Source organism: Komagataeibacter sp. FXV3 (assembly GCF_015155755.1).
Classification (GTDB): domain Bacteria; phylum Pseudomonadota; class Alphaproteobacteria; order Acetobacterales; family Acetobacteraceae; genus Komagataeibacter.
The window spans coordinates 16,329-39,674 of the sequence record NZ_VWPI01000082.1 but is presented as its reverse complement, the minus strand read 5'-3'; the positions used below and the strand labels follow the sequence as shown (position 1 = coordinate 39,674).

Here is a 23,346-nt window from a genome sequence, read left to right as displayed (position 1 = left end):
GGATGATGTCAGCGTCCATGCAGGCGATGGCGGATCAGGGTGTGCGCGCGCCGTCCAATGGGGAAACGAAAAATGATAACCGTCGCGATCAGTTGGGGAATGCTGCACACGACTGTGTAGCATGACAGCAGGCCGGTCAGCGGCAGGCCATGGTTAACCTGCCCGGCATGATAATGGACCCAGCCGAGGATGATGAACCCCGCACCACCGCCTATGGCAAGCGTGGCTTTGGTGACCAGTGTATTGAGGGCATAAATGATACCGGACTTGTTGGTCCATGTTTTCCAGATATCATAATCCACGACATCCCCCAATATGGCGGCAGGCGCGAAATTCGTGGGTGCGGACAGGGCCCCGCCCAGGGCCGTCAGCAGCAGGATGATGGGCAGGTTCTGCATGCCTGGTGCCAGCAGTAACGCAAGCGGACGCGTTACTGCGGTCAGAACGATACTGATGGCCCATATGTCATGGCGTTCCAGCCTGCGTTCCGATCGTGCCCATAACGGGATGGCGACAATGGTGGACACGAAAAACACGATCATGACGAACGGAAACGCGCTGCCGACCCGCAGGTAGTCATTCAGGAACAGGTATGTCGTGGACAGCCATATGCCCTGTCCTGTGGCCCATAGACCGATGGCGAGGAAATAAAGGGTGAGGGGGCGGTTCCGTTTCAGGGAATGCACAAGGTCGTGCCATGTTGGCGCAGTGGCGCGTCCGGGTAGGCTGCCGGGAATGGAATGCATGATGCACAGGGCAGCAGGCACCATAAGTGCCATGTATAACCAGACAATGACGGACAGTGTCTTCTGCGTGAAACCCGTCGTGCCATAGACCCGGAACAGCGTGATGGGAACCAGCCAGAAAATCAGGCTTCCCGCAACGGTAAACAGGCCAATGGCCGCGTTGATGCGTGTGCGCATGGACGGACGCGACCCCAGTTCCGCACTCCATGCGTTACGGGGAATTTCAAACAGGGAATACCCCAGATACAGCACGAAGGCCCATATCCCGTAATACAGGACTGTTGCATGCGCGGATGGCTGGAACAGGAAATACAGGGCGATACAGCAGATGATGGCGCTGGCCACGCCCCATATGCCCCGGCCGCCCAACCGGGTATCAAGGCGGTCGGACATGAAACCGATGGCCGGGTCCACCAGTGCATCAATGACCCTGCACAAGGATGTAACCGTACCGATCTGCACAAGGGTGACAGCCGTATGACTGGCATAGAAGGCCGGTATGAAAATGTTCATCGGCAGAATAATGAAAGCCCCCGGAAGTGCCGGAAAGGCGAAAAGCCACATCTGTGATCGTGTCAGTTCCGGGCGCGCAGCCGGGGCGTTGGGAAGAGCTGAAACCATGGCAGCCAAATCCTTCCCCTTCAATCGGTCCAACTTGCATAGGAATGATATTTGTGCGGGACGGGACAAGTATCACCTATCCCCGCAGGAGGAAAGGGACGGACGGCTTCAGGGCTTGCCCTCCAGAACCTTGGGCAGGTCTCCCTTGATAAAAGCATCCAGAATGCCGTTCAGGAACGCGGCGATACTTTCACGCGGGTCGCCGATTTTCGCAAATGGTCCTTCGCTGGCATTGGCAACGAACAGGTTCGACAGGCCGCACAGCATGGCGTACATTCCATAGCCGATCTGTACCTTGCTTCCCAGTACCGACATGTCGTTGGGGCCGAAATCGTCGCTGATGGTAAAGACCTTGTAGCCGTATATGAGTTCCATAAGGTCCTCGAATGCAGCGCCCGCCGTCAGACGGTACCGGGGATAGGTATAGGCATCGGGTATATAGCCAAACATCAGTCGATAGAGCTGTGGATGGCAGCGCGCGAAGTCCACAAAGTAGAAAACGGTCCGCTTCAGCGCTTCCGTCCTGTTTGCGGACGTGCGGCTGATATGGGCAGCCTGATCGCGGAAAACCTCGAAATAATCCGCGGCAATTTCCAGCAGAAGATCGTTCAGGCTGCCATAATGGTTATAGAAGTTTGCTGGCGCCACCCTGACTTCCCGCGTAAGACGACGCACCGACAGATCTTCCAGCCGTTCGGTTTCCAGTATCCTGACGGTGGCGATCCGCAAGTCTTCGGCAACGTTTCCTTTATGGTAGGCTCTCGAAATGGGAAGTCATCCTTATGGGCGTGGGCGGATTTGGCGAATCAATCCATATGAATGGGGCAGGCGGCTGATGGTTGACATGATCGGGACAGAACCAGCGGGCTTATGACCGCAGAAATATGGCAGCAAAAAGGTATATCTCGGATGTAAAATTTCATCTGATTGGATCCCCTGACTGATCCATTCCTTAATTTATTACAGCCATGGCCCGTAATGCCAATTTTTTAGGTCAGCCCTGCTGGCCGGGTCAGGGCTTCATGCAATTCGTTGTGAATGAAGGCATCGACAATATCCTCGATCATTTTCCGGCGTTCCTGACCCGGTTCCTTGCCAAACAGCAGTTGGCCATCCGATAGCATCATCGCCAGTCCATGACCCATTGCACACAGGCCATATCCGATACGTGCGCGTTTCCGGGTGCCTTCAATGTCATGGAGGTGGAGCATTTCCTGGCCATATACAAGCTCCAGCAATGCCGCGAATGCCTGTATCGCGGCGTTATGGTAGGTCTTGTGGGAAATGGCGTTGGGCACGAAGCCGAACATGATCCGGAATGTCTGCGGGTGGCGCTGGGCAAAGCTGGCATATTCCACCAGCGCAGCCTTTAGCGCATCCGCGCGCGTTACGGTATTGCGCTGAAAATAGCGTAGCTGTCGTGTGCATTGTACGAATGAATCAGCGGCGATTTGCAACAGCAGGTCATGAATGCTGCTGAAGTGATTATAGAAATTGGCGGGCGTCACGCCCACTTCGCGCGTCAGGCGCCGTACAGATACGCTTTCCGCCGTTTCCCGATCCAGCAGGTTTCGGGCCGTGCGCAGCAGGTCCTCTGCAACATGTCCCTTGTGGTAACTGCCGTTGCGCATGACAGGCGGCGTGGTTTTCATGACCGTTCTTTTTGCATGCAGGCCCATATGGGAAAATGGGCATGCTGCATCGGGACTGTCCGGTCGGCATTCATGCTGGCATCCGTAAACATTGTATGTTGATGGTAATGAACGGTGTTCACATAAATTCCTATCCATGGGACGTCAAGCAGTCCCAGGTGCGTCATGATGGGCGCGATGGGAACGGGTGCCTGACCTATAACACTGATAACGAAACAAAAATCTAGATAAGCATTCCCTTTAAAGGAAAAATATAAATAGATTTTCCATGTTCAGGGCAATGGTCCGGACATGTCCGGTGCATGGGTATGGTGAAAATGATGTTTTTTGATCTCTGGTTTTTCTCTTGACAGAAGGTTAATGCAAAATTAACACCGTTCGCATTGTTCGGGTATAAGCCCATGCAGCGAACTGGCAGCATTGTAAATGTAGTGTTGCATGATAGGGGAGTCGGGTCGCCAGGATTCTCTTCTGGATCAGAAATACAGAGTATTTTTTTCATAAACGGCTGGTCATGTCCCGGTTAAAATGACGCCAGTACCAGTCCATTGACGCCACCGCATGGCTGCGGGCGGAAAAATACCAGATATTCTTATTTATTAAGGCAGTGACGTAGCAGGCGATGCATACAGGACGGGGTTCATGACTGGTAAAATTGCCAGGCTGCTGGCACGTACCGGACTGGACCGTGTTCCGGTCTGGGTACCGGTCGTGCTGGGCGTGGTCATCATGGCTTTTGTCGGATCGGTGGTGGTTGATCCTGCAATGCAGGGCTTCATTTCCATTGGTACCGTTACCGTCCTGCTGATACTCAACCGTCGGCCGGGGCGGGGTATCACCATTTTCCTCATGATGCTGTCCCTGCTGGTATCGCTGCGTTACATCGTATGGCGGCTGACCACGACGGTGCAGTTCGGCAACTGGCTGCAGACGGGGCTGGCCGTACTGCTGCTGCTGGCGGAAACCTATGCCCTGGTGACGCTGTGCCTGAGCTATTTCCAGATGGCATGGCCATTGCGCCGCAAGGAATACCCGTTACCCGACGATCCGGCACTATGGCCGAGCGTGGATGTGTTTGTTCCATCTTATAACGAGGAGCTTTCCCTTGTCCGCTCGACGGTGCTTGGCGCGCTTGACCTCGACTGGCCCGAGGACAAGCTCAATGTCTACATCCTTGATGATGGACGGCGTAAGGCGTTCCGTGATTTCGCGCTTGCGGCGGGGGCGGGCTATATCATCCGTTCCGAAAACAACCATGCCAAGGCCGGCAATCTCAATCACGCGCTGAAAGTAACGCACAGCCCCTACGCCGTGATTTTCGACTGCGACCACGTGCCGACGCGCGGGTTTCTCAAGCGGACCATCGGCTGGATGATGGCCGACCCCAATCTTGCCCTGCTGCAGACACCGCACCATTTCTATGCCCCGGACCCGTTCCAGCGGAACCTGGTCAGCGGGATGCACGTGCCGCCCGAAGGCAACATGTTCTATGGGCTGGTGCAGGACGGCAACGATTTCTGGGATGCGACATTCTTCTGCGGTTCGTGTGCCATCATCCGGCGTGAAGCGGTCATGGGCATTGGCGGCTTCGCCACGGAAACCGTAACCGAGGACGCGCATACCGCGCTGAAGATGCAGCGCAAGGGATGGGGGACGGCCTATCTGCGCGAACCGCTGGCGGCTGGCCTGTCCACCGAACGGCTGATCCTGCACATCGGCCAGCGCGTACGCTGGGCGCGCGGCATGATCCAGATCATGCGGGTGGACAATCCCCTGCTGGGCGGTGGCCTGCGGTGGGAACAGCGACTTTGCTACCTGTCGGCCATGTCGCATTTCCTGTTTGCCATACCCAGGGTGACGTTCCTGGTGTCGCCACTGGCCTTCCTGTTCCTGGGGCAGAACATCATTGCGGCGTCACCCCTGGCCATCAGTGTCTATGCGCTTCCGCACATCTTCCATTCGGTCATGACCCTGTCGCGGATCGAGTCACGGTGGCGCTATTCCTTCTGGAGCGAGATTTACGAAACCTCGCTCGCGCTGTTCCTCATCCGCATCACCATCGTCACCCTGCTGCAGCCGCACAAGGGCAAGTTTAACGTGACGGACAAGGGCGGGCTGCTTGCACGCAGCTATTTCGACTGGGACGCGGTCTATCCCAACGTCATCCTTGCCGTGGTGCTGTTCGTGGCTTTCGCGCGCGGGATATTTGGCATCTTCTGGCAGTTTCATGACCGGCTGGCGCTGCAGTCCTTCGTGCTGAACACGGTGTGGGTGGTCATAAGCATGATCATCGTCCTGGCGTCGATCGCGGTGGGACGGGAAACGCGGCAGACACGCAGTGCGCCACGCGTCACGGTCAGGTTGCCCGTTGCGGTTACCGATGCACAGGGCCGCAGGTTTGATGCGCATACATATGACATCTCGCTCGGCGGTCTGGCCGTGAATGGGGCATGGGTCACGGCGGAAATGGAAGGGACCGAGGTCACGGTCCATTACGACAATGCGCGCGATGGGATCCATGTCAACGTTCCCGCGCGGGTGGTCGGGGTGGGGCAGGGCATGCTGCGCCTGCAGTGGATCCGGCGCGACCTGCATGATGAGCAGCAGATCGTCAACATGGTCTTTGGTCGCAATGACGCCTGGGCCAACTGGGCGGATTTCGCCCCCGACCGCCCGCTGCACAGCCTTGCGATGGTGTTCCGCAGCATTGGCGGCCTGCTGAAGCGGCGCGGGCCCGAGGCGCCGCGTCCCATGTCGGACGGGGGGGAGGAGGACCTTCCCGCCGCGGAAGAAAAACTGGAGAAACAAAGCCTCGTGCTGAAACCTGTTCCCCGTAGCGTTCGTGATGGCGCTACCGCATCTGCCGCGCTATTTGTCGCTTTTACGGCCCTGGTGCCGGTTGCCATGGCCCAGGAGGCGGCACCCCCGGCCATGACGCCCGTCATGGACCAGACCGGTGTCACGGCGGAAGCCCCGTTCGGGGACAGCAATACCGGTAATGTCCCTGATGAGGCACCGGCGATTGATCCCCTCGCCGCCGAGCGCATCAGCGATACGGAGGTGACGCGCACCATCTCGTTCCGCAGCCTTGGCGCCACGACCGGCCCGCTGACGCTGCGCGGGTATTCCCCGCTGCAGGGCCTGGACGTGGTCGTGCCGGCCAACCGGGTGGTCACGCATGCGCAGTTGACGCTGTCGGGCGCGCTGTCGCCCTCGCTGCTGCCCGAGGCGAGTGCGGTGACGGTCACGATGAACGAACAGTATGTGGGCACCATCAAGGTGGATCCGCAGCATCCACAGTTCGGGCCACTGACCTTCGATATAGACCCGCTGTATTTCACGGGCGACAACAAGCTCAATTTCCGTTTTGCCGGTGAATACCGGCGTGACTGCAACGACCTGTTCAACGAGATCCTGTGGGCGCGTATTTCCGACATGTCACGCATTACGCTGACAACGGTGCGCATTGCGCCAGAACGCAAGCTTTCGCGCCTGCCCGCCCCCTTCTTCGATCCCAACCTGCGTTCAACGCTGCGCGTGCCTGTCGTGCTGCCCGCAATGGGGGACAGGGGGGCGCTCAAGGCGGCAGGGCTGATCGCGTCGTGGTTTGGCAAGGTGGCCGATTTCCGGCAGCTGTCCTTCCCTGTCTCCACCACCATCCCGGCCTCGGGCAATGCGGTGGAAGTGGGCGAAAACCTGGCTGTCGATGCCACGGGCGCACGACCCACCGGGCCGATGGTGGCGGAAATCGTCAATCCCAATGACCGCTGGGGCACGGTGCTGGTTGTGACGGGGCGTAACGCGCAGGAAGTGGAAGCCGCGGCGCGCGCGGTCGTGTTCTCGCCCGATACGCTGGGTGGTGTTGCCTCGAAAGTGGTCAGTGATGTCAATCTCGAGACACGCCATCCCTATGATGCGCCAGCCTTCGTGCCGACGGACCGCCCCGTACGCTTTGGCGAACTGGTGGGGGCGGCGGACCTGCAGGGCGGCGGTTTCACGCCCGCGGGCATGACGCTGCCGTTCCATCTGCCGCCTGATCTGTACACATGGCGCGGGCGGCCGTTCCTTATGAACATGTGGGTCCGCGCGCCTGGTGGCCCCGTGGTTGACCTTGAGACATCGCGCGTCGATGTCAGCGTCAACAATAACTACCTGCAGAGCTATACGCTCTCCCCGCCGGGCCTGTGGCAGAAATGGTCCGAACGCCTGGTCAACCAGCATGCAGGGGCGGTTGGTCATGTCACGGCGCTGCCGCCATGGCTTCTGTTCGGGCAGAACCAGTTGCAGTTCAACTTTGACGCCCGTCCCATCGACCGTGGTGCATGCCGCCGCACGCCGGGCGATATCCGCATGAGCGTGGATTCGGATTCCACGCTGGACTTCCGGCGCGGCCACCATTTTGCCCAACTGCCCAACCTGTCCTACTTTGCCGAGGCGGCCTTCCCGTTCTCGCGCATGGCCGACCTGTCGGAAACCACCGTTGTCCTGCCCACCCATCTCGATATGGGCACGGCCGGCGCGTTCCTCGACCTCATGGGCTTCTTTGGCGCATCGACGTGGTATCCGGCGGCGGGCGTGGAGATCATGAAGGCGGATGAAGTGGAACAGGCTCCGCCAAAAGGGGATATTGTCGTGCTTGGCACGGCGGCGCAGCTGGGTGCGGCGACCGGGCTGCTGGCCCGCTCGCCGTACGTGATCCACGACCAGCATATCACGGTGGGCCAGCGCACGGGGCTGCAGGGGATCTGGTACCTGTTTCAGGACCGTGACCATACGGGACTGAAGGATGGGGTGACGGCCAACCTGAATGCCCCCATCGTGGAAGCGGGCGTGCTGCTGGCCGCGCAGTCGCCCTATGACAGCCAGCGCTCGGTCGTGGCCTTCATGGGTGATACGCCCGAACGCATTCATGACATGGTACTCAGTCTGCGCAACAAGACGGACCTGCCCGCGCTGCAGGGTGACCTTGTGCTCAAGAATGGCGATCAGTTCACCAGCTACCGCACGGCACCGCTTTATACCGTCGGCTCGCTGCCGCTGTGGATGCGCCTTGACTGGTATCTGGGCCGTCACCCCACCGTGCTTTACCTGACCGGTCTGGCTGGCGCGGGCCTTGCGGCCCTCGGGGTGTGGGCATGGCTGCGTGGCTGGTCGCGCAAGCGGATCGAGCATGACGACCTGACGGGGGATTTGTGATAGGTCATATACAATCTTCCCCATCATCTGCGATGTCGACTGCTCTCACCGTGACGGCGGGAAGCCAGCCGCGCATACCGTAAGGGGCGGGTGTGCCCGGTATACAGGCAAAATAATTCTGGTATGGAGAAAGAAATAGATGAATGCTCTTCTTGCAGGCCTGACCCTGCTGATCATTGGCGACAGTCATGTTACCTTCAAGGACTCGCTTCTGTCGGTTCTGCCCGATGAATTCACCAAGCAGGGGGCGAAGGTTGTAACGTACGGCGTGTGCTCATCCACCGCCGCCGACTGGGTCGTGCCCAACCCCAACAATGGCTGTGGCGCCGCCGAACGCGTGGGGGACGCACCGATCGGCGCGCCCAACATGAAGCCTGCCTCCCCGCCGCCGATCAACTCGCTGATCGAGAAATGGCATCCCAACGTGGTCATGGTGATCCTGGGCGATACGATGGCAGCGTACGGCCAGAACGCGGTGTCCAAGGACTGGGTGGACGAACAGGTCAAGACGCTGACCTACGCCATTGGCAAGACGGCGTGCATCTGGGTCGGCCCGACATGGGGCCAGTTCAGCCCGCGTTACGGCAAGACCGACCAGCGTGCGACGGAAATGGCGACATTCCTCAAGGGGGAGGTTGCACCGTGCACGTATGTTGACGGCACGGCACTGCTCAAGCAGGGCAGCGTGAACACGATCGACGGCATTCATGCCACTCCCGAAAGCTACAAGGTCTGGGGCGATGCGATCGTGCAGGCGACGCTACCCGAACTTGAGAAGCTGAAGGACGCGCCGCCGGCGGCCGCGCAGTAAGCCCATCCTGATGTGGTGGGCGGCCCGGGATGCCGGGCGCCCGCCGCTTTGCCCGAGACTGGCGCAAGCCGTGGAAAATATTGATGCTGCAACTTACCCCCCTACAGCCCGCGCCCAGTCGCTGGCGCACCATTCTGGAAAACGATTTCTTTCCCAAGAACCGTCGGCGCGACATTGACGGCCTGCGTGGGCTGGCCATTGCCCTTGTGGTGCTGTTCCATGCCGGGTGGTTGCAAGGCGGGTTTATCGGCGTCGATATTTTCGTAGTGATCTCGGGCTATTTCATGGGACGTTCGGCGCTCATGCAGCACCCGTTCCAGCCAGTGCGCTTTGTATGCCGCCGGCTGTACCGCCTGCTGCCGGCCTTGCTGTGCATGATCGCGGCGGTCTCGGCAGGAATGCTGTGGTGGGTATTGCAGAGCGATCGTGCCGATATCGCGCTCAACGGCGCGTATGCGCTGGTGTACCTGTCCAATATCTGGGCGTCGGGGCATGTCGGGTATTTCCAGGGACAGGCCATCGCTTACCCGTTCCTGCATACATGGTCGCTGTCGCTGGAAATGCAGTTCTACGCCATCATCTTCGTCATGGCGCTGCTGATGCCGCTGACGCACCACCGCAGGCTGGTGCTGTCGGCCATTTTCACCGCTTCGGCGGCATATTGCGCGCTGGCGTGGTACAAGGGCGATAGCCAGGCCTATTACAACATCTTCGACCGGCTGTGGCAGTTTTCGCTTGGCACGATGATCTGGATGTTTCCCCGCCCGCAGCTGTCGCGTGGGGTTGCCAATCTTGTCTATGCTGCAGCCCTTGCGGTCATTGTGGGATCGGGACTGTTCTATCCACTGCGTTTTGCCTGCCCGTCCTACATGACGGTGTTCCCGTGTGTCGCGGTTGCGATCATCATCATGCTGCCTGACACGAAGGTGGGGCAGTGGTGTCTTGTGCCGCTTTCACCGTTGGGGGTGATTTCGTATTCCGTCTATCTGTGGCACTGGCCGGGTATTGTCGTGGCGAACTATCTGCTGTTCTTCCAGGTACATGGGGCCATGATGGCGGGCGTGCTGGCGCTGGTCATGGTGGTCAGCCTGCTAAGCTACGTCTTTGTCGAGCGGACCGGTCTTGATTATGAGGACCGCGCCAGCATCGCCGCGCGCAACCGTGGCGCAGGCCTGCTGGTGGGTGGCTGCCTGCTGCTTGCGGCAATTCTCGCCTATATTTCCTATGTGTCTCGTGTCCATTAATCATGACCTGACACGACCACGTGGGCGTAATCTGCGTGATGGCGTGGCGTGGCGTCGTGCGCCCGCTGCGTGGGTAATGGTGCGCGGTGACATGCTGGGCCATCTATGCTTACGTGAAAGCGGCCTGCGCATGGCCTGCGCCGTGATGGCGGGCCTTATCCTGTCAGGTGGCCATGCCGCAGCGCAGGGTATGGCGGTGGCGGGCGGTAGCACCGCACCGGTAGCCGCCCCGGCGGCAGATCCGGCGGACACGACCGCGATTGCGCCCACACAGCAGCCTGTCACCGCTTCCAGCCCGCAGGCCACATCCGCTGTAGTGGCGAACAGCGCGCATCTTGCGCATGCGGCGGCGGTGCTCGAACTGCTGCTCAACCAGGGGTATTACTGGCTGGGCCAGCACAATCTGTCCAAGGCGCATGAGACGATCCAGCGCTCGCTGTCCATTGAACCGGACAATAATGAAGCCCTGTTCCTGCAGGGACGGCTGCAGATGGCCGAGGGCAGCACCGCCCAGGCCACGCGCACGCTGGAACGCCTGCAGCGCAAGGGCGATGCGCCCGGCCTGGTGGCCGACCTGAAGGCGCAGATCCAGGCCGGACCGGTGGACCCGAAGGCCCTGGCCGAAGCGCGCGCACTGGCGGCATCGGGCAAGATGATGCCCGCGATGTTCAAGTACAAGGCGCTGTTCAAGAATGGCGACCCGCCACCCGACCTTGCGCTGGAATATTACCGCGTGCTGGGGGCGACCATCCTTGGTTATCAGGAAGCCCGCACCAAGCTTACGGCATGGGTGGCGCGTAATCCGCGCGATATTGATGCACGGCTGTGCCTTGACCGTATCCTGACCTACCGTGTCACTTCGCGGGAGGAAGGTCTGAACGGGCTGCGCATGCTTGCGAAATCCAACGTATCGGCCCAGATCCGCAATGACGCGGTCGCGGCATGGCGTGATGCGTTGCTGTGGGAACCGGTGACCGGGCAGAGCATTCCGCTTTATAATGAATGGCTGGGCCTGCATCCCGATGATACGGAGTTCACCGTGCGCCTGAAAAAGGCGCAGGAAACGCAGGACGCCGTTGATGCCGCGAACTTCCACCAGCAGGGTTACGCGTTGCTGGCGCGCCACAACCTTGATGCGGCGGCAGCGGCATTCCATCATGCCGTGGTCCTCAACCCGCATGATCCCGATGCGCTGGGTGGGCTGGGGCTGGTGGCGCAGGCCCGCCAGCAACAGGTGCTGGCGCGGCAGTATTTCATGCAGGCCATCCAGGCCGACCCCGAAACCGCCCCGCACTGGCGCGCGGCGCTGAAGGCGCTGGAATCTGGCGGCACGGGCATGGATCCGCTGGTGGCGCGCATCGTGCATGCCATCAATACCGGGGATTATGACGCGGCGCGCACCGACCTTGCGACCCTGGGCCGCCGGCCGGGCAATACGCTGACGGTGCTGTCGCTGCAGGCGCTGCTTGAGCGCAGGCAGGGGAACATGGCCGAGGCCGAACGGCTGTACCGCGAGGTCGTAAGCCGCGCGCCACGCAATGCCGAGGCGCTGTTCAACCTTGGCATGCTGGAAGTGCAGACGGGTGACGGCACGGAAGTGGATGCGATCATTGCCCGCCTTGACCCGCTGAATCCGGTGCTGGCGCTGCGGCTGGCGGTTGCCGCGCTGTCCGCACAGGCTGACCGGGCAACTGACAGTGACAGCCGCATCGCCCTGCTGCGTCGCGCGCACGCACTCGAACCCGGTGACCCGTGGGTACGGCTCAAGCTGGCGCATGCGCTTGACGACACGGGTGACCATGTGGCGGCACAGGCCCTGATGGATGACATGACCACGCCGCGCAACGCGTCGGCCGAGGCGCTGCAGGCAGGTATCATCTATGCCATGGGCCGCCATGACATGGTGGCCGCCAGCGCGCTGCTGGAACGCCTGCCCAGAACCGGCCGCACGCCGGGCATGGACAGCGTGGCCGAACTGCTGGCGCTGGACCGGCGCATAGCCGAACTCAACCATCCGCCTGCCGCGGACAATGCCGCCCTTGTGGCGCTGGCTGACCGGCCTGACCCGACGGGTGAGCGCGGCATGCGCATTGCCGCCGCCCTGCTGGCGCGGCATGCGCCACAGGATGCGGCCCAGGCGCTGGCGCGTGAGGAAAGCCTGACTCAGCCGCCGCATGCCGCCCAGATGCTGGCCTATGCGGGGATGTACCTGCGCATGCGTTCGTCCTTTGACACGACGCGTTGCCTTGATGCCTTTGACAAAATGGCAAAGGCGCATCCCGCCGATATCACGTTCGAGCAGATGCGTGCGCGCGACCAGATCGCCATTGGCCTTGCGGTCATGACCGCTGATAATTTCGACCGTTATGGTCAGACAGCGCAGGCGGCACAGGTGCTGGCTCCCGTGCTGCGCGGCCACCCGGATTCCGCCGAGGCCCATCTGGCCATGGGGCGTGTGTACCAGACCCGGAACATGGCTGCGCGTGCGCTGGAGGAGGACGAGATTGCATTGCGGCTGAAGCCCAACAATATTTATGCGCTGGCCGCCGCCGCGCGTGACGCCGGTGGCGCCCACCAGCTGGCGCAGGCAAAGGGCTATGCCACACAACTGGCCCATGAAGACCCCGATGGTCCGATGAGTTGGGAAGTGCGTTCCGACATTGAACGGATCGAGGGCAATTCGCGCGCGCAGCTGGTGGATGTGGAACATGCCCGGCATGCCCAGTGCAGCCTTGATGGGGAAGGCGAATGCGGCGGGCATGAAAGCTTCCTGCCCGATTACCGCTGGCCGTATATCGACAGCGAATACCTTGACCTGCATGGCGCGACCCTGCCGGCGAGCTACCATTACATCCCCGAGGATGACAGCCCCGAGGCGATGGACCGGCAGATCGTCTACCTGCGTGATTCCATTTCGCCGCAGTTCGACGCCAATACCTTCGTGCGCAGCCGTACGGGGGTTGCGGGGCTGGGACAGCTGACGGAATTCGCCATTCCCATCACCGCCACCCTGCCGTTTGAATCATGGGAACACCGGCTGTCCTTTTCCGTGACGCCAACACTGCTGTTCACGGGGGATCCGCTGAATAACGCCTATTCCGCCCACCAGTTCGGGACGGTCGCGGTCAATGGCGCGCAGCCGTGGGGCTATCATCATTACTACACGCAGGGCGTGGGGCTGAGCCTGAACTACGTCAACCACTGGTTCTCGGCCGATGTGGGGTCTTCCCCGCTTGGCTTCCCCATCACCAATGTGGTGGGCGGGCTGGAATTCGCCCCGCGGCTGACCCGTAACCTTGGCCTGCGCATAAGTGGCGGACGGCGCATGGTGACGGATAGTGAACTGTCCTATGCGGGGGAACGCGATCCGGGCACGGGCAAGCTGTGGGGCGGGGTGACGCGCCTGTTCGGCCATGGCGCGCTGGAATGGTCCGCGCCGGGGTGGAATGCGTATGCAGGCGGCGGTTTCGCCTATCTCAGCGGGACCAACGTCATTGGCAATACCGAGACCGAGGCCGGTGCGGGCGGCAGCGCCACCGTATGGCAGTGGCATGACCGGCAGTGGCTGCGTGTCGGCCTTGACCTTATGTATTTCGGGTATAAGCGCAATGCCTACTTCTTTACCTGGGGGCAGGGTGGATACTTCTCGCCCCAGCAGTATTACGGTGCCATGGTGCCGGTCGAATGGTCGGGACATGACAGGCGCTGGACGTGGTTCCTGCGTGGGGAAGCGGGATACCAGTATTATCACAGCGATAGTGCGCCCTATTTCCCGACCAGCAATGCGTTGCAGGCAAAGGGCGATGAAAATCCGCCAAGCTATTATGGTGACGGGGGGGCAAGCGGCCTTGCGGGCAACGTGCGCGGGCGGCTTGTCTATCAGGTGGACCACCGGCTGCGCGTGGGGCTGGAAGGCGGTTACAGCCGCGCGGGCAGCTGGTCGGAGACCAGCGGCATGTGGATGGCGCACTACACCCTTGATGGCCAGTAACGCCATTATCCTTCAATGCCGGGCACCTGTACGGTCCCATCACCTTTCGGGAACAGTATGAGATGAAAACGCGCAGACAGGTTGCAGCCCTCCTTGCGGCCATTGCCGCGCCATCGCTTCTGGCACAGGCGCAGGCGGCGGGATGTGGGCTGGCGGGTGGAGATACGGTGTGTATCCCCGCAGCCGACCATGCGGGCACCGGGCTGGATCGCGCGCCCCGACGTGATGATGACAGCCGCCGGGGCTATGCCGCAGGGGACCTGTGGCAGGCATCAGGCCGGGTATGGCGCGCGGTGTCGGTAGCGCCGGGTGATGCCCGGTGGGAAAATGTTGCGGTCCGCCTGCCGGGCGATACATTCGGTTCCCACACCGTCTTTGCCGGTGGGCCGATGCGGCTGGTCAGTGGCTATACCGGGCCTGCCCTTGATATCGAGACGATGTCGGCAGGCCGGATGGTGACCATCACGCTGGCCATTGGTGGCGATGGCCGACTGGATACCGCAGCCCTGCAACGCGCGCTATCCGCCCGCGATCCCGGCACGTTCGCCAATGTGGTGCGGGTTTATGACCAGTCCGGGCATGGCAACCACATTACGGCAACGCCAGACCGCCATGCCGTCCATATCGGCGCGGTCAGGGTCGGGGGGATCGATACCCTGTCATGGGGTGAGGAAAACGGTTCTGGCGGCTTCGTGCTGCCAGACGGGCTGAAGGTTGCGGCCGATGGCTTCTTCTTCGGGACCACGGGGACCTATGCCTCGTCCAATTCGGGTAATGCGGCCGTGCCCGTGCCGGTCCTGCTGGGGCAGGCGGGCAGCGGGAAAGAATTCAAGGCCTTCATGGGCAGCTATACCCTTGACGGGTTTGTCCATGTTGCCGACACGCGCAGCCCCGACCTGCGCACGGACATGGTCATTACCAGTTCGCCCGCGGCGTCTGGCGTGGCCGCAGGTCCTGGTGGCTACACGCTGCAGGCGGGCAATGCGCACGTCACCCTGCCGGGCATGCTGCCCGGCGGTACGCTGTCGGGCGGGTATATCGGCTACAATGCCGATGGCGGATCATGGTTCGTGCAGGGGCGCAATACAGGGCAATGGACCGGGATTGTCATAGCCGACCACGCCCCGGCGGCGGGGGAGACACAGGCCTTTGCCGCGTCTGCTGCAGCAGTAGGGGATTACATGCCGCAGTTGCGTGACGTTTTTGTCGCCATCGGTGACAGCCGCACCGAAGGTTTTCGCGTGCATGATGGCCGTAACTGGCCGTATCTCATGCAGCGCTTCGCGCGTTACCAGAGTTATGATTTCGCGGTATCAGGGGCGACGACGCGGCAGATGCTCGACATGCTGCCCGCTGCCGAGACCGTGGCCCGGGGCGCCGCGCGCAAGGTGGCCGTTGTCTTTGGCGGCTATAATGATCACCTGCCTGCCTACCATATTCCCGCTGCCGACACGGTGCATAACCTGACGCAGATTGTCAGTCGCCTGAAGGCGGCGGGTTATACCGTCGCCATCATTGACGAGGCCCAGACCGGAGGTTCCCCCCGTGCTGCCGTTCATGATGCCATAACGAAGGGTGCCATCGGCGCTGACATCACCATCGACCCTTTTGCCGCCGGGCAGCCCCTTGCCAACGTGCTTGACCATGAAACATGGGATCCCGATACGACGCATCCCAATCAGGCCGGGCATGAAATAATGGCGAAGTATGTATGGGATCGCATCGGCCATCTTTTCAGTAAATAAATGCGCCCATGATACGGGTATGGACGACGGACAGGATGCGTCCATATCCGCTGCGCCCGAAAACCATGCGCTGGATGATCGTATCCCTGCATGGTTTTTGGAAGCCGTTCTGAAAACAATTCGGTGATAAAAAGTAATAAAAGTTCTTGAATGCTGCCTTTCTTCAATAAGGCTGCGTTTCCTGAAGTGTTTGAAAAAAAGCTTCACCCAAAACTTTTATTTTTATCGGTTGGTTGTCCGGGCAAATAAATCCCCCGATCCGCCCATGCCGGTAGGGCACGGGCGGGGGATGGGATACAGGTACCCTCAGAAAGGATGCGCCATGGCCCGCTGTGCGGGGACCGGGGCTGTATCCACGGCCGGGGTCAGGTCCTGTGTCCGTGTGGCTGGGGCCTGTCGGTTGGTGGCCGGGGCCATTTTTGCAGCACAGGCGGCATCGCCACGGGTCGCGACCTGAACGACGGGGGCGGCATGGCCATTGCTGGTGCTGGTCACGGTCTGACTGCATGGGGTGCCGTTGCTGCCCCATGATATGGTCGTGACGCTCTGGTACACGCTGGCCTGTCCGTGATCGTCACGGGTATCAAGGGCAGGGGTGGGCAGGGCGGCTGCCGGGTTGGGCATGGTCTGGTCAATCAGTCGCATCATCCGCTGCTGCCGTGCTTCCATTTCGGCAAATTCGCGGTCCATCATCTGGTCGATCGCATCAAACATGGGTGGGGCCTCCACCTGTCGGGGTACGATCACGCCCACCTTGTGCCCGCTGGCATCAATGACCGTAAGCGTCTGGGCCTGTGCCGGGCGTGTAACAAGGCCGCCACCAATCAGCATGGCCGTCAGCGCGCAGAACGCGCCTGTTCTGGCAGATTTACAGATAGGCATTTTCCCAATCCTCCATCAGGAAAAAATCATGGGTACGGTTTTGCACGACCACGAAGGGTCCATGGCTGCATTCCGATATACGACGGAAGGCATGGGTTTCCGCCATTACGGTATGCATCCGTGAGTCAGGATATAGGGTCCGGCATACGCCGCGACAATTGCCTTTGTCACGTTGGGTGGATCCTGTCATGAATCAGAACCAGCTTCGAATGCCAAAGGTAAAGCGTAACGCCCCTGTCTCCCCGCGCTGGTCATGCACGATCCGGCGGGCCTGTGTCAGATATCCGGCATAGGATACCGCGACATATGGCGCGAATTTACGCCATACCTCATACCGCAGGCGTAGTCCCGCATCGATATCCGACAGGCCCGCGCCAACCTGTCGTGCTGGATCGGATTTGGTATAAAGGTTGAATTCCGCCTGCGGCTGCAGGATCAGCCGGTTGGTCAGCAGGAAGTCATAAGACCCTTCGATACGGGTGGCGAACCGCCCGCGGTCGCTGACATAGGCAGTGGCCTGGAATTCGAATTCATACAGCGCCAGTCCCTGTACCCCCAGCGCCCCCCATGTGCGTGTCGGCCCGTCGTCAATATCCGCGCGCACGCCGCCCTGTACATTGAAATAAGGTGAGATCGCGCGGCTGTACAACAGTTCATGGTCCCCGTCATGCAAGCGTCCATGCTCCAGCGTGCCCTCGGTCTTGAGCCAGACCCGGTTATAATCCGTGCCGTACCATGCCTCACCATCCCAGCGGAAATCCGAACCACCGGGGGCGTAACGCCCCTCGAATTCATCCAGAATGCCATGGAAATAGCTGGCATGATCCATGACCGGCTTCATGTTGCCCAGATACACGACCGGTGTTGACGATGGGGCATCAGCCGCATGGTAGGTCGGTTTTGTCGCCTGCGTTGCCGCGGGTGTAGTGGTGGAAGGAACCTGCGCCAGCGCAGGCACGGTCATGGCGACCACGATAGGGGCCGCCAGCAGAAGCGCGCCCCTCATGCCACGATCACCGTGCGGAACATGCCCAGTTCCATATGCAGCATCAGATGACAGTGATAGGCCCACATGCCCGGCGCATCGACCGTGACAAGGTAGCTCAACCGGGATCCCGGTTGAGAGATGATGGTGTGTTTGTACGGGCGGTAGTCACCCTGACCGTTTTCCAGTTCGCTCCACATGCCATGCAGGTGAACGGGATGTTCCATCATCGTGTCGTTTATGAGCGTAAAGCGCACCCGTTCGCCCAGCTTCAGGCGGATCGGACCGGATTCAGAGAACTTCCGGCCATTGAACCCCCATATGTAGCGTTCCATGTTGCCGGTCAGGTGCAGGATGATCTCACGCGATGGCGGGCGGGGGTCGATGCCGGGACGGGTGGCGCGTAGCTGCCGGTAATTCAGCACGCGGCGGCCATTATGTTCCAGCCCGTCACCGGGGCTGCCCAGACGGTCCACCGGCATTTTCGCGACATTCTGGTTTTCGACATTGATGGGGGGCGGACCCGGATCATCCACTTCCATGACCGGCGCGGCGGGCATGGCATGGTCCATGTGGTCCATGTGGTCCATGTGGTCCATGTGGTCCATGTGGTCCATGTGGTCCATGTGGTCCATGTCCATATGTCCCATGTCCCCATGGTCCATGTCGGGCATGTCCATGCCGTCCATTGGGGCGTTTTTTTTCGTCATGCCGGACATGTTCATGCCCTTCATGTCTTCGCCCGTTTTCATGTCGCCCATTCCCATGTCGATCATGGTGCGTACCGGACGCGGGTCCATGGGGGGAATGGGACCGGCCATGCCGGGCTGCGGGGCTAGCGTGCCACGGGCATAACCGGTGCGGTCCTCGCTCTGGGCAAAGATCGTATAGGCCCGGCTGTCGCGCGGGCGGACGATCACGTCATAGGTTTCGGCCACGCCGATCCGGAATTCATCTACCGGCACGGGTTCGACATCATTGCCATCCGCCTGCACCACCAGCATTTCCAGACCGGGTATGCGGATGTCGAAAAACGTCATGGAGGCAGCGTTGACAAAGCGCAGCCGCACCCGCTCTCCTGGGCGGAACAGGCCGCTCCAGTTCATGTCGGGTGCGTGGCCATTCAACAGGTAGGTGTAGATAATGCCCGTGACATCGGAAATATCCGTTGCGGCCATGCGCATGCGCGACCATTGCAGCCGGTCCTTCAGCGCCGCACCGACCCCACCCCCCGCACGGGCCTCACGCGGCAGGGACGCCAGCGTGCGCTGGCGGAAGACGTAGTAATCATCCTGCATCTTGAGGTTGCTGATCATGTCCATGGGTGACACGTCGGTCCATTCGGACAGCACGATGACATAATCCCGCGCGCATGCATTCGGATCGGGACGGCGCGGGTCGATGACGATGGCGCCGTACAGCCCCTGTGCTTCCTGCATGCCTGAATGGCTGTGGTACCAGTAGGTTCCGCTCTGCCGGACGGGAAAGCGGTAGGTAAAGGTCTCACCGGGCGGGATGCCGGTAAAGCTCAGTCCCGGCACGCCATCCATGCTGGCAGGCAGGCGGATGCCATGCCAGTGGATGGAGGTATCCTCATCCCGCAGCGTATTGGTGACGTTCAGGGTTACATTGTCTCCCTCCCGCCAGCGCAGGATGGGGCCGGGTACATCCCCCCCGATACAGGGGGCGTGCAGGACCTTGCGGTCGATTTCGATACGCCTGCGGCCGACGCGCAGGTTCCATGTCGCACTGGATGCGGCAGGGACCATGCCCGGTGTGACGGGGGTGGCGGAAGCGGGCAGGGCGGCAAGCAGCCCACCCGCCCCCATACCCGTGACGAAACGGCGACGTGTCAGGCCGTCCCGCGTGCGAGAGGCATTGAACATGGGAAAAATTCCGGAAACAGGGCAGTCACATCCCACCATCCCGATGGGATGGCGGGTACATCATACGCCTGATGGCGCGTGCATGTTCCGGGATTTGGGGGGGCGCATGGGGCGCAGCCAGTCACCGCCCGCCAGGCGGGCCTGCGGCGGTGGCGAATAGGACTGTGTGCCGGCCCCCGGCTGCGGGGGCAGCAGGGCGGACAGGGGGGCAGGCATGTCGGTTGAACTGACATGGACGTGGCAACACTGACCTTCCTTATGGTGCATGTGCGCCATCCGGGTCAGTTGTGCCGGTGTCATGCAATGGGGGGCGGTGGCGTTGGTGCAGGGCACCATCGCGTCGTGCGCCTGTGCGGTAGCGGGAAAGGATGCGACCAGCAGCCCGGTCTGCATCAGCAGCCAGGCCAGCAGGCCAATCCATATCCGGCCATGTGTCCTGATCATTCAGGGCTCCCAAGCACAGGCAAGTCGCATAACAGAACGTGTCTGCATAATACCCATGGGGGGCATAAAGGAAAGTGTTTTTCCACGTATTGGCGCAGGTGTTACGGGACAGATGCCTGTTTTGCGCATGCAGGCGCAGGGCGTATCCCACAAAGCCGCCCTTGCGACATGGTGCGAAATACAAAGAAGCTTTTGGTGAAGCTTTTTGAAAAAAGCTTCAAAGAACGCCGCCTTGTTGAAAAAGGCGGTGTCCAAAAACTTTGATTTTCATTTGTCGGTTTTTTATCAGCGGATCAGCTTGCGCACGATGCCCAGCATTTCCTCGATTGCCTCGTCCCCGCCATCATCCATCACCGACTGGCGCACGCAGCCCTTGGCATGGGTGGACAGGATCTGGATGGCGACACCATCCAGTGCCGATTTCACCGCTGAAATCTGGGTCAGGATATCGACACAGTACCGGTCATCCTCGATCATGTTCAGCACGCCACCCACCTGTCCCTCAATCCGGCGGACACGGTTGACCAGGGCCTTCTTGTGCGGCTGTTCCACTTTTTTGTCAGTGGATGGGGCGCAATGCGCGCAGCCTGCCGGTTGTGTCATCCGTTCGTCGTGCCTTGCCATACGTGCCTTCGCTGTGTTTTGTCCTGTCGCGTTTATATGGCTATCACAAGCCATTCCATGTGCCTACGCTGTGGGAGTGCGTCATATCCGCCCACCCGGCTTCCAGCGATTGAGCAGCAGGGAATTGCTGACGACCGATACCGAACTCATGGCCATGGCGGCCCCCGCCACGATCGGGTTGAGCAGCCCGAACGCCGCCAGCGGCAGGCCAAGAATATTGTAGATGAAGGCGAAAAACAGGTTCTGACGGATCTTGGACAGCGTGGCGCGCGACAGGGAAATGGCGTCCAGCACGCTGGTCAGCTCACTTTTCATCAACACGATATCGGCCGTGTCCAGCGCAATGGCCGCCCCCGCGCCAATGGCGAAACCGACATCGGCGGCGGCCAGCGCCGGGGCATCATTGATCCCGTCCCCCACCATGCCGACCACGCCGCCCTGATCGTGGCAGGCCGTGACCGCCTGTGCCTTGTCACCCGGCAGGACACCGGCCATGAAATCATCCACGCCCGCCTGTTTCGCGACCATGGCCGCACTGCGCGGGTTGTCGCCCGTCAGCATCATGACCCGGATGCCAGCGGCCTTCAGCGCACTTACGGTGCGTATGGCGTCGGGGCGCAGACGATCCATCAGGGCAATATGGCCAATCGACTGTCCATTGGCCGCGACGGCGATGACGGTTTTGCCTTCCTGTTCCAGCCGGGCGGTCATGGTGTCATCAGATGCGACGCCATGATCCGCCACGAAACGGGGGGAACCAAGGCATGCCGGTGCACCGTCAACCATGGCCGTTACCCCCATGCCGGGCACGGCGCGGAAATCGCCTGCCGGCAGTGGTGACAGGCCCGCCGCCGTGGCGTGATCGACAATGGCGCGGGCCAGCGGATGTTCGGAATCCTGTTCCAGTGCGCAGGCGACCGCAAGCAGCCTGCTGGCATCCACCCCCGGCGCGGGCACCACGTCACTGACGGTGGGCCGGCCTTCGGTCAGGGTGCCGGTCTTGTCCATGATGATGGTGGTCAGCTTCTGCGCGCGTTCCAGCGCATCCGCATTGCGGAACAGGATGCCACAGCGCGCACCCAGTCCCGTCCCCACCATGATGGCCGTAGGCGTTGCAAGCCCCAGCGAGCACGGGCAGGCGATGACCAGCACCGACACGGCGGAAACCAGGCTCCATGTCGCATTGCCCGTCACCAGCCAGCCGATCACGAACGTAACCAGTGCAATGGCAATGACCGTGGGCACGAAGATATTCGATATCCGGTCCACCAGTCGCTGCACGTGCGCTTTTGACCCCTGCGCCTGTTCCACCATTTTCACGATATGCGCCAGCGCGGTGTCATGCCCCACGCCGGTGGCAGTCGCCCGCAGCACGCCATTGGTATTGATGGTGCCACCAAAGACCCGTGCGCCCGCCTGCTTCAGCACCGGCAGGCTTTCACCCGTCAGCATGGCTTCGTTGACTTCGGATGTGCCTTCACGCACCTGCCCGTCAACCGGAATGCTTTCACCGGGGCGCACCACGAATATGTCGTCCACACGCATATCCGCCACGGGGCGGTCCACCATCGCGCCATTGACCAGAACATGCGCAAGCCGCGGCTGCAGCTTCAGCAGGCTTTCCAGCCCGGCACTGGTCCGGTCACGTGCGCGCGCTTCCATAAGCCTGCCGAGTGAGATCAGGGTGATGATCGCGACACTGGCCTCGAAATACAAAGGCTGGTGCAGGTGGGCGATTACGGCAGTGGCGCTGAAAAAATACGCAATGCTGGTCCCCATCACCACCAGCACGTCCATATTCGCGCCACCCCCCCGCACGGCATTCCATGCGCGCTGGTACAGATGGCGTGCGCCATAGAATTGCACCACCCCCGCCAGTACAAGCTGCAGCCAGCCGGGCATCATGTACATGGCGCCAAATGGCATCAGCACCATCTGCACAAAAAATGGCAGCGACAGGATCAGCAGCAGCACGAAATGGGCGCGTTCCGCACGCCATGCGGCAAGGCGGCGGGCATGCGTGTCATCCGGCGCGCTGTCATTGACCAATGCTGCGCCAAAACCGGCTTTTTCAATGCGGGCGATGAAGGCGTCGGCATCCGCAAGACCGGGCACGAATACGATATGCGCCCGTTCGGTGGCCAGGTTCACGCTGGCCTGTGTCAGGGGCAGGCGGTTGAGGATCTTTTCAATCCGCGCGGCACACGCCGCGCAGGACATGCCGGTGATCAATAGGTCGATGCTGCTTTCATCCACCGTAAAACCGGCCTTGCGTATGGCCGCGACAACCGCACTGATCGTGGCGGCAGGCGTGTCCAGCACCACCTGCACGCGCCCGGTGGCAAAATTGACGCTGGCGTGCACGCCGTCCTGACGGTTCAGGATCTTTTCAATACGCGCGGCGCATGCGGCGCATGACATGCCGCCCACGGGGAAACTCAGGGTCTGGGACATGGCGGCACTCCTTCGCGTATTAACCCTGATTTATACCCCCCTATGGTATTTTCAAGTGACGTGCC

Annotated in this window: 14 protein-coding genes; 5 read left to right on the top strand and 9 right to left on the bottom strand. The window is 61.1% G+C overall.

Going from position 1 to position 23,346, the window contains the following annotated elements:
• Window positions 1-8: 8 nt before the first annotated feature.
• The 3 genes from F1542_RS08260 to F1542_RS08250 all read right to left on the bottom strand — a co-directional run bounded on the left by F1542_RS08260 (window position 9) and on the right by F1542_RS08250 (window position 3,019).
• Window positions 9-1,367: an MFS transporter gene (locus F1542_RS08260; RefSeq protein ID WP_193732611.1), complete on the bottom strand. Its 1,359-nt coding sequence runs from the start codon at window positions 1,365-1,367 to the stop codon at window positions 9-11.
• A gap of 108 nt (window positions 1,368-1,475) precedes the next feature.
• Window positions 1,476-2,096 (bottom strand): TetR/AcrR family transcriptional regulator, encoded by a 621-nt coding sequence (locus tag F1542_RS08255; protein WP_193732610.1) that lies wholly within the window; start codon window positions 2,094-2,096, stop codon window positions 1,476-1,478.
• A gap of 260 nt (window positions 2,097-2,356) precedes the next feature.
• Complete coding sequence (locus tag F1542_RS08250) at window positions 2,357-3,019, bottom strand: TetR/AcrR family transcriptional regulator (protein ID WP_227672576.1); 663 nt, start codon at window positions 3,017-3,019, stop codon at window positions 2,357-2,359.
• 642 nt (window positions 3,020-3,661) lie between these two features.
• Here F1542_RS08250 and bcsA point away from each other — a divergent pair.
• From bcsA to F1542_RS08225, 5 genes are all read left to right on the top strand, one after another.
• A complete protein-coding gene (gene bcsA / locus F1542_RS08245) occupies window positions 3,662-8,215 on the top strand; it encodes a UDP-forming cellulose synthase catalytic subunit (protein ID WP_193732609.1) in 4,554 nt (1,517 codons plus the stop codon).
• A 139-nt stretch (window positions 8,216-8,354) separates the two neighbouring features.
• Window positions 8,355-9,026: an SGNH/GDSL hydrolase family protein gene (locus F1542_RS08240; protein WP_193732608.1), complete on the top strand. Its 672-nt coding sequence runs from the start codon at window positions 8,355-8,357 to the stop codon at window positions 9,024-9,026.
• A gap of 83 nt (window positions 9,027-9,109) precedes the next feature.
• A complete protein-coding gene (locus F1542_RS08235) occupies window positions 9,110-10,270 on the top strand; it encodes an acyltransferase (protein ID WP_193732607.1) in 1,161 nt (386 codons plus the stop codon).
• Window positions 10,260-14,261 (top strand): cellulose synthase subunit BcsC-related outer membrane protein, encoded by a 4,002-nt coding sequence (locus F1542_RS08230; RefSeq protein WP_346011848.1) that lies wholly within the window; start codon window positions 10,260-10,262, stop codon window positions 14,259-14,261. Before F1542_RS08235 ends, F1542_RS08230 begins: the two co-directional genes overlap by 11 nt.
• Before the next feature lie 62 nt (window positions 14,262-14,323).
• Window positions 14,324-16,006: an SGNH/GDSL hydrolase family protein gene (locus tag F1542_RS08225; protein WP_193732606.1), complete on the top strand. Its 1,683-nt coding sequence runs from the start codon at window positions 14,324-14,326 to the stop codon at window positions 16,004-16,006.
• Window positions 16,007-16,312: 306 nt separating this feature from the next.
• Here F1542_RS08225 and F1542_RS08220 read toward each other — a convergent pair whose 3' ends face one another.
• From F1542_RS08220 to F1542_RS08195, 6 genes are all read right to left on the bottom strand, one after another.
• Window positions 16,313-16,888: a hypothetical protein gene (locus tag F1542_RS08220; RefSeq protein ID WP_227672575.1), complete on the bottom strand. Its 576-nt coding sequence runs from the start codon at window positions 16,886-16,888 to the stop codon at window positions 16,313-16,315.
• Between the two features lie 193 nt (window positions 16,889-17,081).
• Complete coding sequence (locus F1542_RS08215) at window positions 17,082-17,894, bottom strand: copper resistance protein B (RefSeq protein WP_193732605.1); 813 nt, start codon at window positions 17,892-17,894, stop codon at window positions 17,082-17,084.
• Window positions 17,891-19,759: a copper resistance system multicopper oxidase gene (locus tag F1542_RS08210; RefSeq protein ID WP_193732604.1), complete on the bottom strand. Its 1,869-nt coding sequence runs from the start codon at window positions 19,757-19,759 to the stop codon at window positions 17,891-17,893. Before F1542_RS08210 ends, F1542_RS08215 begins: the two co-directional genes overlap by 4 nt.
• A gap of 60 nt (window positions 19,760-19,819) precedes the next feature.
• The gene (locus F1542_RS08205; protein WP_193732603.1) at window positions 19,820-20,203 is read right to left on the bottom strand and encodes a hypothetical protein; all 384 of its coding nucleotides are present in this window, start codon (window positions 20,201-20,203) and stop codon (window positions 19,820-19,822) included.
• A 285-nt stretch (window positions 20,204-20,488) separates the two neighbouring features.
• Entirely contained in the window at window positions 20,489-20,827 is a 339-nt protein-coding gene (locus F1542_RS08200; RefSeq protein ID WP_193732602.1) for a metal-sensitive transcriptional regulator, read from the bottom strand.
• 81 nt (window positions 20,828-20,908) lie between these two features.
• Window positions 20,909-23,281 (bottom strand): heavy metal translocating P-type ATPase, encoded by a 2,373-nt coding sequence (locus F1542_RS08195; RefSeq protein ID WP_193732601.1) that lies wholly within the window; start codon window positions 23,279-23,281, stop codon window positions 20,909-20,911.
• Between the last annotated feature and the right edge of the window lie 65 nt (window positions 23,282-23,346).